Genomic DNA, 13,913 nt, shown 5'->3' with positions numbered 1-13,913 from the left:
CTTCAGGATTATTCCACTTCTATCTGTTTTACCTGCAAATTGCTGCCACTCTCTACTTGCAGAGCATGGCTGCCACAATGCGGGCACCCGGCATCATGCCGGTCAATGGCAACACTGTTGCTGCACTCCCAGCACCAGGCCACTGCGGGTAGGTAGCTGAGATGCAATTGACAATTTTCTGCCAGTGTCTGCCGGCTGGCGGCATCAAAGCTGAAGCGCAAGGCGCTTTCCTCAATACAGGAGAGCGCGCCAATTTCCAGCCAGACCGCGGTTATCCGTGAGGCACCGTTAAGCCGCGCCTGTTTTTCAATCAGCTCCAGCGTACTGAGACACAAACTGATTTCATGCATGCTGATTCTTTATTTGGCTAACTTTGTTAAACAAGGCTCGCCGCCGGGGATTAGCGGGCGCATCAGCATCCACCACCGGCAGTGAGAGCGCCATGCGCGCACTCTGCTCCGTCAACTGCAATGCCCGTTCGGCACTGAGCGTGGTGTCCAGTGGCGACATCAATGAGCGGCTGAGATACTGGCCGCAACCAGCAATTTCGCTGACGGTAAAATCTATTTCGCTGACAATAAAACTAATGCTACCGCAAGGAAGTGCCAACATCAGGCGCTCACCCACTGCGCGGCGTTGCCAACTCTGCTGCGGCCCCGGCAATACCACCAAACTGAGCATCCACGGGGTCAATAATGCGCCGATCCACTGCTGCTCAAATAGCTGAAACCCGCAGGCGCGCAGCGGAATAAGGTCGCGGTAAAATGGCAAGCCGCGCATTTCATCGGCCGCCACCTGGCCGAATACCTGTTCCAACAATGCCGCTGGGTTTTGTTCATGGCCCGCAATGACATCAAACATGACTTTCTTCTCGCGCCTTAAGGGTGATCCCGCTGGCGCGTAATGCCGCCAGAATCTGTTCCAGCGCCGGTTCAATGGCCCGCGTGACTGTCGGGGTCAGGCCAATTTTTGGCGCTAAAGACTCTGGCTCCACCCCCACCAGGGTCAGCTGGCGCGGGAACTCATCAGTCAGTTGCAGCGCCATCAGCACATCACATAGCCCCAACTGATGCGGCGACACTTTGCGGCTAAACATCGCCGGAATTTCTTTATCCCGTAATACCGCGACACTGCCCGGTGGCTGCCCGGTCAGCACCGCATCGGCGACAATCAAATGCTCGCGATTGGCCATGGCTTCCATCAGTTCCAGACCGGCGGTGCCGCCATCCAGCACCTCAACCCCCGGCGGGATGTGAAAGCGCTGCTCCAGCGCTTCGACAATGCGCACCCCGACAGCTTCATCGCTGAGTAATAAATTACCTATACCTAATACCAAAATCCCCATCACAGCACCTTGACTTTGGTCACTTCGTTGCCCGTTGTATCAACAATATGTACAGCACAGGACATACACGGGTCGAATGAGTGAATGGTCCGCACCACTTCGAGTGGTTTGGCAGGATCTGCAATCGGTGTCCCCACCAGCGCTTGCTCGTATGGCCCCGGCTCATCGTTATAATTGCGTGGGCCAGCGTTCCAGGTTGATGGCACCACCGCCTGATAGTTGGCGATTTTGCCATCCTTGATAACCACCCAGTGCGACAACATGCCGCGCGGCGCTTCTTCAAAACCCACACCACGGATCTCGCCGGTTAGCGGGATATCCGGCTTGATAAAGGTTTCGACATCACCGGTGCCAATATTGGTGACCAGCGCCGTCCATTGCTGGGCCAAAGTTTCATGCAGCACACAGCAATGCACCGCCCGACCAATAATGCGCCCCAGTGTGGACGGCAACTGTTCAGGGGTGATGGCCTGCCCGCTCAGTTTTTGGTAAGCCGCACCGATGTCAGTGAAATGCTGTTTAGTCGGAGTGTGTCCGGCGGCCAGTCCGCACATGAGCCACGCCAGCGGCCCCACTTCCACGGTTTTGCCGTAGAAAGTCGGCGCTTTTACCCACGAATATTTGCCATCTTCCTGCCAGCCGGTGTAATTCGGGTTGGTTTTGCCCTCCCACGGGGCCAGCGGTTCGTCATCTTGATACCAGGCGTGCTTGCCGCTCTCGGCGATACCTTCTATCAAGTACGGATCGTTGTGATTGGCTATCGGGCGGAAGCTGCCGTTTTCCAAATAGCCGCCCGGCAGCAGGAAGTTTTCCCCTTTGCGGTCAGTCGGCAACTCCGGCACGCTGAGATAATAATCCGCCCCTTTTCCCAGATGGAGCCAGCCAGGATAGTGGGCGGCGATCACCGCGGTATCGACCTTATAAACCTGCTCAATAAAGCTGCCCAGCCGGTCAATAAAGGATTTCACCAGCATCAGGCGCTCTAGATTGAGCACGCTGGGCATATCCAGATTGATTGGATTGGCAACGCCGCCCACGGCAAGATTCTGAATATGCGGCGTTTTTCCGCCGAGCACCGCCACAATGCGGTTGGCATCGCGCTGGCATTCCAGTGCTTGCAGATAATGCGCCACCGCAATCAGATTGACCTCTGGCGGCAATGCCATCGCCGGGTGGCCCCAGTAGCCATTAGCAAAAATACCTAACTGCCCACTGGCGACCAAATCTTTGATTTTCTGCTGCACGCGGGTAAATTCTTCCGCGCTGTTTAGCGGCCAACTGGACAAGCCACTCAGCATGGCTGCCGCCTTTTGCGGCGAAGCTTGCAGCGCCGAGGTAATATCTACCCAGTCCAACGCAGAGAGTTGATAAAAATGAACAATATGGTCATGAATACTGTGCGCCGCCAGAATCAAATTGCGGATATGCTGAGCATTAACCGGCACTTCCATCCCTAATGCATTTTCCACCGCCCGCACCGAAGCAATGGCGTGAATCGTGGTGCATACGCCGCAAATGCGCTGCACAATCATCCAGGCATCGCGCGGATCATTACCTTGTAAAATTTCTTCCATGCCACGCCACATGGTGCCGGAGGACCAGGCTTTAATGACCTTGCCGTCCTCAATTTCGCAGTCGATCCGCAGGTGCCCCTCAATGCGGGTGACGGGATCAATGGTGATGCGTTGGCTCATGCTTTACCTCTGTCTGATTATTCTTATGTAACTGGCCGTGAGCAGGAAGCACCGGCAACAGCCGAATCAATAAAATGTAGGCGCAGACCTCAATGGCGACGAAGCCGATGGAGATCAGGATTTCACTGGTGGTGGGAAAGTAGTTGTAGCCGCCGCCGGGGTTAAAGGCTAACAGCGAGTAATTGAGCCGCCAGAGCGCCGCGCCGCCTATCATGCACAGCGCGCCGATAAACAGTAAGCGGCTGTCTTCTCTTGCCCGCCGAATGCGGAAGATCAGCAGCGGCAAAGCCATCAGGACAATTTCAGCCCAGAAAGCCATCGCATAGCGGTCAAAGTGCCACAGATATTCTGTCTTATGGCGCACGATAACTTCACCGAGACGCAGTAGAATAAACAGCAGCAAGAACAGGTCGATAATGGTGGTTAATCGCGTGAACAATGGCGCTTCATTGGCCCCGCGCCCGCGCAATCCGGCCTGTACCAAAGAGCCTTCGAAAATAACAATCGAGAAACCCAAAATGGCGGCGGTTAGCAGGGAGAACAGCGGCAACATTTCATAGCTTTGCCACAGCGGATGGATCTTAGCCCCGGCGGCTATCATCAATGATCCCATGGAAGACTGGTGCATGGTCGGCAGCAACGCACCGAGCGCGATGACAAAAAACATCACTTTGTTCAGCCGCTTAAGTGAGATTTTCCAGCCCAGTCGCTCAAACAGCGCCGGGGCGAACTCCACCGCCATCACGCCGATATAAATGGTCATACAGACGGCGGTTTCGAATAGCACCGAGTTGACATTGAAATGGCCGGGAATAAAGAAGTAAGGCAAGTTCCAGTAGCGGCCCACGTCGATGGTGATGGAAAGGCCACCGAGCGCGTAACCAAACAAACTGGCGAGCAGCGCCGGGCGCACCAGCGGGTGATATTCCCCCCGATTGAACACATAAACTGCCCACGCCAATGCCCAGCCACCACAGGCCAAACCGGTGCCGACCAGTAAGTCGAAAGCAATCCAGATGCCCCACGGGAAGCCGCCATTCAAATCACTGACAGACCCCAGCCCGAGCACCAAACGTTTGACAATCAACAGCGCGCACAGCACGACAAAAGGCGCTAACAGCATCACCGGCCAACTGACCAGCCGCCCACCCAGTGGGCTGGATTTATGCATCGTCATCATGGCCGTCCTTGTTATCGTGCTTATCAGCATCGCTATCTTTGCGCTCATCGCGGGTATTGCGATGCACCAAAGCGGTGACACCGGCCAACACCGCCAGTGGCAAGATCATGCCCTTGTACAGGGTGTGCTGGACATGCTCAGAGCGCGCGCCGGTCGCCAAGTCTGCCAACGGCGGCAGATCCAGTTTCTCGGCCGGAATCCCCGTCAGCACCAATACCTGGGTACCGCCGCCCTCTTTTTCACCGTAAACATGGTGGTCATAGTGAGCGACCGGATGTTCGTAGGTGTCATTGGCGCTGAGTGTTTGCCGTGGGAAGCGGTAATTCTCGCCCGGTTTGAGAGTCAGCCGCCGCTTCGCCTCTGACAGCAATTCTTCACGAGTGCCGAAAATCACCGCACCGGTCGGGCAGACCTCGACACAGCCGGGCAAGCCGCCCTTATCAAGCCGCTCGACCCCTTGCTGATTGCATAATTCACATTTATGAATCTTGCCAAAGGGATTGTGATAATCATATTTCGGCACATTGAACGGGCACCCGACCATGCAGTAGCGGCAACCGGTGCAAACATCGGGGTCATAGTGGACAATGCCGGTTTTGGCATCTTTGCGCAGCGCACTGACCGGACAAACAGAAACACAATTCGGATCAACACAATGCATGCATTGCTTTTTGATATAGGCGTAGCCGTCTTCCAATTGATCTTTATGAATGCCCGCACCGCGAGTCCAGACCTGAATAATATTGTTGGTATAGGGGCTGAGTTTGTCATTATCTGACCAAAGCACCTCGCCACTGGCATAGGTTTTACCCTGTTCAAACAATTCACTGTGGTTCACTTGCTGGCATTTGCTCACACAGGCCTGACAGCCGACACATAATGTGGAGTCATACAACATGCTCAGCGCGCCGGGGATCGGCGGCCGATTTTGCACCTCGGCTTGGGTGCTGGGCGCAAGCCCCGCCAACAGCACACCGCCAGACGCTAATTTGAAAAAGTGACGTCGGTTCACGGCTATTCCTCCCGCGATGAGTGATCGTCATCTTTGCGGCGCTGTTTCTGTTGCCGCCCCAGTTCACGAACCGTCATCAAGCTGACGCCCGCGACCAACCCCACCACGCCGCCCAGCAATGCGGTGGCGGTGGTCGAAATTTCGCCGCCCTCCGGGTTATTAATCAGCGGTTTTTCCGCGCGCGGTGTCGGGTTCTCGACATTCGCCAGTTGGGCGATGCCTTTGGTGAAGCCAATCCCTTCTTCATTACAGCCATAGCAAGGGTGCCCAATACCGACCGGCCAGATGCCACCGCCGACATCGCAGAACTCCAGTGTCGGGCAATTGCCGTAGGTTTCCGGCCCTTTGCAACCCAGGTGATAAAGACAAAAACCCTGACGGTGCCCTTCATCACCAAATTGACGGGCAAAGCGCCCGGCATCAAAGTGTGGGCGGCGCTCGCAGTTTTCATGGATTAAACGGCCATAAGCAAAAGTCGGGCGGTTTTTGCTATCCAGCGCCGGTGGCCGCCCGAAAGTAATGATGTGGGCCACTGTCGCCAGGAAGTTATGCGGATTGGGCGGACAGCCGGGAATATTAATCACGGTTTTGCCCGGCAGCGCCGCTTGCAAACTCACCGCACCCGTCGGGTTGCCGCCCGTCGCGGGAACCCCCCCCCAAGCAGAGCACGAACCAATGGCAATAATCGCCGCCGCATGTTCCGCAGCTTCGCGGATATGCTCGACAATAGGTTTGCCCGCCACCATGCAGTAAATTCCACCGTCTTTCAGTGGAATCGACCCATCCACCACCAGCACATATTTCCCTTTGTACTGTTGGATGGCCCGGTGTTTATTCTCCTCCGCTTGTTCACCAAATGCCGCAGAGAGCACTTCGTGATACTCCATTGAGATAACACTCAACAGCAGGTTTTCAATGGTCGGGTGAGTGGAACGTAACAGTGATTCGGTGCAGCCAGTGCATTCCTGAGCACCAATCCAGATAACTGGAGGGCGCTGGGGGGAACTGACTGTGTTGGCAATTTCAGCGGCAGCCTTGCTCTCTAGCCCCATGGTGGCCGCCAATGCGGCACAAAGCTTCATAAAATCACGACGGTTAACGCCATGCTGGGAAAGCATGTTTTTTCCCCTGTCATTATTATTCTATTGTTTACATACCCGATATTAATGCCGAGCATATCCCTATAAAAAACAATATCTTATACCCAATAGATTTCAAGTTGCAGGAAGGCGGCAAACGAAATAATCCCGATGAGCTTACATAAGTAAGTGATTCGGGTAAGTGAGAGCAGCCAACACACCTGCAATTTGAAAGATGAAGGATATTCTGTTAATAGCTTGTAACTTTAGAAACTTAATTAAGTTGATCTCAATCAATGGAAATTGATTGAATTAACGCGAGGGAAATATCTGTGAACTAAAACCGTTTCAGCAAAATATTTTATTTGCCACGAAATAGAAAATCTGTCAGGAGGAAGTCTGGTGAATGCAGATGGAATTGAATATCATTAACTCAATAATGAAACCAATCTCAATAACTTTAATTAAATATTAGTTATTTTAGTTAGTTAACTAAAAATGAAAGTTTCACTTCATATAAAAATGAAACAAAAAAAAGACATAAATATAAATCATAAAGTGCAATTAATAATGAATAATACTGCGACAAAAACTGTTCATTATTAAGCCGGATATCAATCAGATTTTTATCAATTTCATTAATTTTAACGGTTTAAAGTTCTGCTTTTTCCCTCTGAATCGCCAAATCTTAATGTTACAAAATGGATCAGCCCGGCATGATGTTTAAAAAACAGCCAATATGAATTAATTGTATCTTTTGTATATAAATCAAACTTTTGGTAAATAACTCGTGCTATGATTCATTTGCCGGTCAATATTCAACCGGTTATGCGCTAAAAGGGGCTTTTATGTTAAAACCACTCATTGTTGTTGCTATCGCCGTCGCCACACTCAGTGGCTGCGCAAATAATAACACCCTTTCGGGCGATACATTCAGCAGCGCTCAGGCTGGGCAGGCCCAAACTGTCACTTACGGTACTCTGGTTTCTGTGCGCCCGGTAACTATTCAGGGCGGTGATGGGAATAATGTCGCCGGTGCTGTTGGCGGGGCGGTTGTCGGTGGTTTCCTCGGTAATACAATAGGCGGCGGAACAGGTCGGCGTCTCGGCACTGCCGCTGGTGCTGTTGCCGGTGGTGTTGTTGGCCAGCAAGTGCAGAGCATGATGAACCGCAGTAGCGGAGTTGAATTGGAAGTTCGCCGTGATAACGGCACCACCTTCCTGGTTGTTCAGACCCAAGGTGTGACTCAGTTCCAACCGGGGCAACGAGTCACCATTGCAACCCATGGTAATACTGTCACTATCACACCGCGCTAATGTTGGCCGCCCAAACGCCGTGTTTGGATGCAGCTTATAGCATGACGGGTACAACGTTAAAAAGCACCGCCCAGCCCTAAGAATTCGAGGGGTAGGATGGGCGGTGAAAAAAGAATATAATTATCCGGCTTTCTTCGCTGCCGGTTTCACTACATTCTCTCCGTGGTTACCAAAAAATTGATATAAGGTATCTGAGGCCGTTTGGGTTAATACCATGATTTCAATACGGCGGTTTCTAGCCGCAAGAGGTTCCGCCGGATCCAGTAGCATCTGATCCGCCATGGCATTAATTTGCAATACTCGCCCCTCAGTTAACCCACCTTTGACTAACGCCCTATGGGCCATCAACGCCCGCTCACCAGACAGGTTCCAGTTGTTGTACATCACTTGATCACGATAGCGGGAAGCATCGGTATGACCGGTAATAATGATTTTATTGTCCATTTCATTAAATGCCGGGGCTAATTCAGCCAGTAAACGGCCAAAGAATGGGGTCAATACCGCACTGCTACGCTGGAACATATCGCGCTGCTTATCATCCTGAATCAGAATACGCAGCCCTTGCGGCACCACTTCCATTTGCAAGTTGGATTGCGCATCGTAGGCGGAAGTAATTTGCATAATAATGCGGGATAACTCTTCCATTTCTTGACGTGATTTATCCACCACATCTTCCAGAGACTGTTCTGGCTCCGGCACTTCGACCGCCAGATTACTTTTGATTTCTTTGGCCTGTTCATGGCCATCGACACTGTCAGAGAACTTGCCAGCGCCACTTTTGCTTTGGGAGGGAATCGAAATAAATGACTGCTGCGCAAAAATGGTTTTGCCATGCAGCTGCGCGACGATTTCTTGCCGTTCTTCTTCCGAGACCACCCCGACAATCCATAGCACCATAAACAGCGCCATCATCGCTAAGGTAAAGTCGGCAAAAGCCACTTTCCATGCGCCAGAATGCCCTCGATTGTGTCTTTTTCTGGTCATGCGTCTAATTATGGTGGTTTGCCCGTTTCTGGCATGACTTCTCATTACACGCCTGCCATCATCAACTTGTTAATCCAGGAATCCAGCGTGGCAAAAGTGGGTTTGCTGTCTAATGGCAGCATCTTGCGACCGGCATCTACCGCCAGTAACGAAGGTTTACCCGCCACATGACTGACCAGCACTATGCGCACACATTCAAAGAATGCCAGCTTCTTTTTCATCTCTTGCTCCATGGCATTAGCCATCGGATCCATCAGGCAATAACAGATAAACACCCCGAGGAAGGTGCCAATCAAAGCCGCCGCCACTTTGATACCAATCAGTGCAATCGAACCATCAATAGACTGCATGGTGATGATAATGCCTAATACCGCAGCACAAATACCAAAGCCGGGCATGGCTTCTGCGGTGCGGTGAAAGGAACGCGAGGGAACCAGCAGTTCCTCTTCTACGGCGGATAACTCTTGCTGTAAGATCCCTTCAAGTTCGTATTGATTAATTTTCCCCATCGCCATTAAGCGGAAATTATCGGAGATAAAAGTCACTAAATGGTGATCATGTAAAATAAGCGGGTAGCGCTGGAATAATGGACTATTAGCCGGTATTTCAATATGTTCATCAAGGCGCTTTAATCCCCCTTCATCGACCATTTCCAGTAATTCATAGAGCAGCATTAATAATTGTTTCTGAAATTCATCGGTATATTCACTCTTGCGTGTTACCGCAATAATTTGACACCACATTTCTTTGAGGACATAACCTGGGTTCGCCAATATCATAGCACCGATACCGGAACCAAAAATAATAATAATTTCCCCTGGTTGCCAGAAGGAAGATAATATTCCGCCCGACATAATATATCCGCCAATCACACATACCATAATGACCAGCAGACCAAATAATTTCTGCATAACACCCTCGATAGTTTAAAAAAATGATTTAATTTTTTGTACTAACTTTTTATTGAGCTGACAAATTCGTGCTTCAGTAAGATCTAATACCTGAGCAATTTCTTTCATACTCATTTCTTGCTGATAATAAAGATGCAGAATCATTTGCTCTCGCTTCTCAAGTGACGCAATAGCATGGTTCAGATTATCTTCAATAATAATACTTTCTTCTAATACTCTGCTCTGTAAAGCATCAGTCGGCGTGTCTAATGACAGTATTTCGTCCAAACTCTCCATGGCACTGGCACTTTCCAAAAGCAGGTATTCTTGATATTCCTCCGCCGTCAGTTGCAGCGCGGTCGCTATCTCCTCAAAGCTCGGTTCATGGCCTAATCGCTTGGCTAATTGTCGAATTGCCTCATTAGTCTTGTGCGTTTTTTGCCTTAACCGGCGCGGCCGCCAGTCATGTTCTCGCAGTTGATCCAGCACCGCACCACGAATTCGATGGACGGCATAGGCAGCAAATTGCCCATCGGGGTGACCATAGCGGCGTAATGCCTCTAATAGACCCATCAATGCAATTTGCTGCATATCCTCCTTGCCGATAACACTGTCTGTCTGAAATGAAAGTTGTCTGACAATACGTTTTACCAGCGGTAAATACGCTTCCAGATATTTCCCTTCCTCTACAGGAGTCAGTGCTAAATTATCATTAAGTTCCATTATTGCCATATTGATTATTGGAAGACCATTCGGCTAATTACCACATCATCAAATGGCATTGGCGCATTTAATTTTTCAAAATCTTTTTTATATTCATTCATCAACTGACGACGTAAATCAACAATAGACGTATTACGTACTACTTGATAATCCATATGAGAAAATAAGTTAACTGTAGCCGATTGAATGACCGGCACCATCGCGATAACTTTCTTAATATCATCATCATCACCCGTTGCCACACCTAATTCCAGCTGCAGGTAGCGCTCAGTTTTGGTATCTTTTAGTGTGATAATCATGTTCTTAATTTCAACAAACTGAACTGTTTTATCGCCCCGTACAAAAGATTTACTGATAGCAATGGGCTTATTATTTAATTTTTCCAAAATAACATCATGATATATTACCGCCACTGCAACCAATGCAATTAACAATAACAAGCCCCACACTTTCATTGAAAATGTTTTTTTCTGTGTGTTCATTTATAGTCCTTTATACGGTGATGAGGAGCGTACCGTCGTCGGCACTCATATTTTCTTGAGCCTCAATATGACGTGCTGCCAAAATATCAGCATGCGCCTGTTGGTTCTGCTGTCGTTGCTGTTGTTGCTGCTGGCTATTCGCCGATATCTGTACCTCTACAGCAGCACTATTTTGCCCGGTTAATGTTTGTCGTAACTCTGCGCAGCTCTGTTGCAATGCCCGATAAACATCCCCCTGACTTACATTAATATGAACTTGTAACTTTCCTCCTTCCATATGCACTGAAATATCAATTTTACCCATATCCGGTGGGTCTAACCGAATAGTGGCATGTTGCACTTTGTTCTCCACCTGCAATTGCAGGCGCTCACCGAGCACATTATGTAACTGTTGCGACCACGCTTTCGGGTTAGCCGCTAATGTCAGTTGGCTCTCCATCCGAGGGGCGGCCACTTCACCGCTGTTATTGGCAATATGACTCAGCGTGGTGGGGATAGCCGCACTTATTCCCTCTGGCATAATCCGGCTAAGAAGCAAATTTTCTGCCGTTGGTGCTGTCGGTTGAGCTGTAATATCCAGTCGTGGGCTAATCGATTTCGGCAAATTTATCAATGATGATGAATTATCTGATGCAAGTTGGCTGACTATCTGATGACTATCCACCACAGGTACAAAAGGCATAGTAGCTGTAGATTGTACAGTTTTCATCGGCGTGTTCTGTCCGTGAAATTGCAGCAATACATCAAGCAGTTGCTGATTCTGTTCATCAGTTGGCGATAGCGTGCCCGCATCATCCGCCACCAAATTGCCATCAAATTTCGCGATCAAATCCATCACTACTGATGGGCGTAACAAGATAGGTTGATGGGGTACCCATGCTTGTGACAGTGCCTCATCAAACCCCGCCAGATGATCAGTGCCGCCCTCTTCTGCATTGCCCACGATCGGCGTATTTTCCACCGCCAGTTGTCTGCCAACCGGGGTAAAACCAGTTAATGTAATCACCGGGTTCCCTCTTGTTGCGCCATATTTTGGTAGGCGGTAACCGCCATGGCGGCGTAGGCGGAGATGCCCTCTTGCGCCGCTCTCATACGGGCTATTTCATCTTTTAATTGATGCTTTTGCAGACCACAACATTCATAGGCCCGTTGATACATTTCCTTTAAGCGCTGCATCGCCGACTGCTGCTCCAATGAGAACAAATTATCTGGCCGCTGTGACAACCACTGAACCACGCGGCTATCTACCGCCTCTATTTGCTCCCAATCTTGTTGCCCAATCGCCAAATCCAGGGTGGCAATACACTCATTAATTAACAACAAATCATTCATTAGCTCTCCTGGTTTGCTTCCCAACCTGAACGCAGAGTGGCTAATATCTTTTCCACTTCATCAATATATTCCAGTGACATTTTGATACTGGCGTCATATAGCCGATAAACGCAGTGGCTATATAAGCTGGCGGTACTGTTGGCCAGCTCCCCGCCATTAGCAAAATCCAATGAACCGGTCAGTGCATTTAATACATCAATACATTTATTGATGCTGTTGGCTTTGTGCTCATAGCGCTTAGCTTCAATATGCCCTCTGGCCCGAACCAACTCATCCATTAAGCCATTGAACATAATCAACACTAATTGCTGTGAGGTCGCGGCTGCCGTTTGAATACCAATATCTGCGGATTGATAATCATGAAAGTTTTGATCCAATAACATTAAAAACTCGCCTGTTGATCAAACATATTCATGGTGGCTTGCATCTTATCCATCATCTCATTCAGGCGATTAAATTTGAGTAGGTTAGTCTTTAATACTCTCGCATAATTGTTTTCCAACCCTTCCTTGGTTCTTTCCAGAGATGTTTTGCGCATCGCCAACATCTCTGAACGCGCTTTTAGTGAGCCGTCACTGGCATTCAAATAAGGGTCTAGCGCTTTATCCAGCTTATTGATTAGCCCATCGGGGCCGCTCATCAAGTCAGTGATGAGTGTTGGCGAGGTCTTCAATACTTCGGTTAATTTTTTGCTGTCTAATTTCAAATCACCATTACGATCAAATGACACCCCAATCATGCCAAGGGTTTTGCCGCCATAAAGTTTGCCGACCAGGTTATTTAAATTTTGCTTTAACGCGGTGGACAATGAATCGCTATGATTATTTGAACTGACCGCAGATTTAGCGCCATTAAAGGCATCAATAAATTTCTTAATTTGCGTTTCTGTTTGCGCCGGTTCGACTTCAACCTTGACTTCCAGCAGTGGGTCACCCACCTTTTGCACTTTAATCAGCTCAATGGTCACCCCATCAATCACTTTATCCAGCGTGTTGCTGCTGCTTTCTATCTTCAGGCCGTTCGATGGGTCGCCGATATACACCACAGAATCCTCCGCGAGGGAAAGTTCCTGTTGGTTGGTGGTGCTCAAAATAGCCGGGCGAGATGCACCGAATTCTATTTTATTGGCGGCGCCGCTTTTATCACTGGTCAGTAATAAGATTTGCTGGCCATTACTGCGCACCACCGAGGCGGTGACTCCGGGGTTATCATTATCGTGATTAATGGCATGGGCTAAATCTGCCAGGGTATCAACATCCTTCAGCTCAACACTAAAGGATTGACCATTAACCGTTAATTCCAGTGGGCTTTGTTCCGCTTTAACCGCCGTATCTGTCAAGCCGGTATAGGCCAGTTGATGGGCGCTGGCTAACTTCTCTACAAAAAATGAATAACTGCCTTTGAGCGCTTTTTCATTGGCGCTAATGGTGGCTACTTCTTTAATGCTGGTGCTGGTTTTATTTTTCAGCAAACCTTCTTCGACTTTGCCTAAATCTTTTAATGCGGTGCGAAAAGCACTTAAGCCCGATTTTTGTTTATCCAGTGCCGCTTGCTGCGTTTTTAATTGCTGCTCCAGCTTATGGTGTTTTTCTTTTCTTTTGGCGAACAGACCGTTGGTGACCTGCTTACTTAACGCATCGACATCAATTCCCATTTGTGTGTCTCCGATAATTTGTTTTATGCCACCCACTTCAGGATAGAGCGGTTAATACCCTCAATGACTCACAATAAAGCAATAGTTGTGCCAACTTTCAACTCATTGATTTTCATTGATATTATTTTTAACCTGGAAAGCTTTCTTCCTTATTATCCTCAAGGGGAAGCAAATTGCGGCCAAAAAAATACCGCCATAATCAGCGGTATTTTTGAGTGGCAA

Annotated in this window: 15 protein-coding genes and 1 pseudogene; 1 reads left to right on the top strand and 15 read right to left on the bottom strand. The window is 49.2% G+C overall.

Annotation, left to right across the window (positions count from 1 at the left end):
• Positions 1 to 8: 8 nt before the first annotated feature.
• From hypA to hybO, 7 genes and pseudogenes are all read right to left on the bottom strand, one after another.
• Positions 9 to 350 carry a hydrogenase maturation nickel metallochaperone HypA gene (gene hypA, locus FTA91_RS12905; protein WP_050112368.1) on the bottom strand — a complete coding sequence of 114 codons (342 nt, stop codon included), beginning with the start codon at positions 348 to 350 and terminating at the stop codon, positions 9 to 11.
• Positions 343 to 861, bottom strand: coding sequence for a hydrogenase-2 assembly chaperone (gene hybE, locus FTA91_RS12900; protein ID WP_145534918.1), 519 nt, complete (start codon positions 859 to 861; stop codon positions 343 to 345). Before hybE ends, hypA begins: the two co-directional genes overlap by 8 nt.
• The gene (locus tag FTA91_RS12895) at positions 854 to 1,345 is read right to left on the bottom strand and encodes a HyaD/HybD family hydrogenase maturation endopeptidase (protein ID WP_050112366.1); all 492 of its coding nucleotides are present in this window, start codon (positions 1,343 to 1,345) and stop codon (positions 854 to 856) included. Before FTA91_RS12895 ends, hybE begins: the two co-directional genes overlap by 8 nt.
• Entirely contained in the window at positions 1,345 to 3,039 is a 1,695-nt protein-coding gene (hybC, locus tag FTA91_RS12890; RefSeq protein WP_145534916.1) for a hydrogenase 2 large subunit, read from the bottom strand. The genes FTA91_RS12895 and hybC overlap by 1 nt, the downstream gene beginning before the upstream one ends.
• Positions 3,017 to 4,216 (bottom strand): Ni/Fe-hydrogenase cytochrome b subunit, encoded by a 1,200-nt coding sequence (gene hybB / locus FTA91_RS12885; RefSeq protein WP_186377367.1) that lies wholly within the window; start codon positions 4,214 to 4,216, stop codon positions 3,017 to 3,019. The genes hybC and hybB overlap by 23 nt, the downstream gene beginning before the upstream one ends.
• Positions 4,203 to 5,231: a hydrogenase 2 operon protein HybA gene (gene hybA / locus FTA91_RS12880; protein WP_145583460.1), complete on the bottom strand. Its 1,029-nt coding sequence runs from the start codon at positions 5,229 to 5,231 to the stop codon at positions 4,203 to 4,205. The genes hybB and hybA overlap by 14 nt, the downstream gene beginning before the upstream one ends.
• Before the next feature lie 2 nt (positions 5,232 to 5,233).
• Positions 5,234 to 6,366 (bottom strand): annotated as a pseudogene (hybO, locus tag FTA91_RS12875) (hydrogenase 2 small subunit).
• Between the two features lie 792 nt (positions 6,367 to 7,158).
• Between hybO and FTA91_RS12870 the strand changes: the two are divergent.
• Positions 7,159 to 7,626 carry an outer membrane lipoprotein gene (locus FTA91_RS12870; protein WP_145534909.1) on the top strand — a complete coding sequence of 156 codons (468 nt, stop codon included), beginning with the start codon at positions 7,159 to 7,161 and terminating at the stop codon, positions 7,624 to 7,626.
• Between the two features lie 120 nt (positions 7,627 to 7,746).
• Here the strand turns inward: FTA91_RS12870 and lafU are convergent, their stop codons facing one another.
• Genes lafU through fliD form a run of 8 tightly spaced genes read right to left on the bottom strand, consistent with a single transcriptional unit; the run spans position 7,747 to position 13,691 of the window.
• A complete protein-coding gene (gene lafU / locus FTA91_RS12865; protein ID WP_145583458.1) occupies positions 7,747 to 8,655 on the bottom strand; it encodes a putative lateral flagellar export/assembly protein LafU in 909 nt (302 codons plus the stop codon).
• Complete coding sequence (gene motA / locus FTA91_RS12860) at positions 8,655 to 9,521, bottom strand: flagellar motor stator protein MotA (RefSeq protein WP_145534903.1); 867 nt, start codon at positions 9,519 to 9,521, stop codon at positions 8,655 to 8,657. The genes lafU and motA overlap by 1 nt, the downstream gene beginning before the upstream one ends.
• A 15-nt stretch (positions 9,522 to 9,536) precedes the next feature.
• The gene (locus FTA91_RS12855) at positions 9,537 to 10,223 is read right to left on the bottom strand and encodes a FliA/WhiG family RNA polymerase sigma factor (RefSeq protein ID WP_145534900.1); all 687 of its coding nucleotides are present in this window, start codon (positions 10,221 to 10,223) and stop codon (positions 9,537 to 9,539) included.
• Between the two features lie 14 nt (positions 10,224 to 10,237).
• A complete protein-coding gene (locus FTA91_RS12850; RefSeq protein WP_145534897.1) occupies positions 10,238 to 10,705 on the bottom strand; it encodes a flagellar basal body-associated FliL family protein in 468 nt (155 codons plus the stop codon).
• 10 nt (positions 10,706 to 10,715) lie between these two features.
• Positions 10,716 to 11,711: a flagellar hook-length control protein FliK gene (locus FTA91_RS12845; protein WP_145534894.1), complete on the bottom strand. Its 996-nt coding sequence runs from the start codon at positions 11,709 to 11,711 to the stop codon at positions 10,716 to 10,718.
• On the bottom strand, positions 11,708 to 12,037 hold the full coding sequence (locus FTA91_RS12840; RefSeq protein ID WP_050112355.1) for a hypothetical protein: 330 nt from the start codon (positions 12,035 to 12,037) through the stop codon (positions 11,708 to 11,710). Before FTA91_RS12840 ends, FTA91_RS12845 begins: the two co-directional genes overlap by 4 nt.
• A complete protein-coding gene (gene fliS / locus FTA91_RS12835) occupies positions 12,037 to 12,420 on the bottom strand; it encodes a flagellar export chaperone FliS (protein WP_050112354.1) in 384 nt (127 codons plus the stop codon). The genes FTA91_RS12840 and fliS overlap by 1 nt, the downstream gene beginning before the upstream one ends.
• Entirely contained in the window at positions 12,420 to 13,691 is a 1,272-nt protein-coding gene (fliD, locus tag FTA91_RS12830) for a flagellar filament capping protein FliD (protein ID WP_145534888.1), read from the bottom strand. Before fliD ends, fliS begins: the two co-directional genes overlap by 1 nt.
• Positions 13,692 to 13,913 lie beyond the last annotated feature (222 nt).

This window comes from Yersinia thracica, assembly GCF_902170565.1.
In the GTDB taxonomy this organism is placed as follows: Bacteria; Pseudomonadota; Gammaproteobacteria; order Enterobacterales; family Enterobacteriaceae; genus Yersinia; species Yersinia thracica.
This window is presented reverse-complemented; position numbering and strand designations above follow the sequence as displayed.

Bases quoted from the DNA above. Each gene is read 5' to 3' on its own strand.
- hypA (WP_050112368.1), bottom strand. From the start codon at position 350: ATGCATGAAATCAGTTTGTGTCTCAGTACGCTGGAGCTGATTGAAAAA.
- hybE (WP_145534918.1), bottom strand. From the start codon at position 861: ATGTTTGATGTCATTGCGGGCCATGAACAAAACCCAGCGGCATTGTTG.
- FTA91_RS12895 (WP_050112366.1), bottom strand. From the start codon at position 1,345: ATGGGGATTTTGGTATTAGGTATAGGTAATTTATTACTCAGCGATGAA.
- hybC (WP_145534916.1), bottom strand. From the start codon at position 3,039: ATGAGCCAACGCATCACCATTGATCCCGTCACCCGCATTGAGGGGCAC.
- hybB (WP_186377367.1), bottom strand. From the start codon at position 4,216: ATGACGATGCATAAATCCAGCCCACTGGGTGGGCGGCTGGTCAGTTGG.
- FTA91_RS12870 (WP_145534909.1), top strand. From the start codon at position 7,159: ATGTTAAAACCACTCATTGTTGTTGCTATCGCCGTCGCCACACTCAGT.
- lafU (WP_145583458.1), bottom strand. From the start codon at position 8,655: ATGAGAAGTCATGCCAGAAACGGGCAAACCACCATAATTAGACGCATG.
- motA (WP_145534903.1), bottom strand. From the start codon at position 9,521: ATGCAGAAATTATTTGGTCTGCTGGTCATTATGGTATGTGTGATTGGC.
- FTA91_RS12855 (WP_145534900.1), bottom strand. From the start codon at position 10,223: ATGGAACTTAATGATAATTTAGCACTGACTCCTGTAGAGGAAGGGAAA.
- FTA91_RS12850 (WP_145534897.1), bottom strand. From the start codon at position 10,705: ATGAACACACAGAAAAAAACATTTTCAATGAAAGTGTGGGGCTTGTTA.
- FTA91_RS12840 (WP_050112355.1), bottom strand. From the start codon at position 12,037: ATGAATGATTTGTTGTTAATTAATGAGTGTATTGCCACCCTGGATTTG.
- fliS (WP_050112354.1), bottom strand. From the start codon at position 12,420: ATGTTATTGGATCAAAACTTTCATGATTATCAATCCGCAGATATTGGT.
- fliD (WP_145534888.1), bottom strand. From the start codon at position 13,691: ATGGGAATTGATGTCGATGCGTTAAGTAAGCAGGTCACCAACGGTCTG.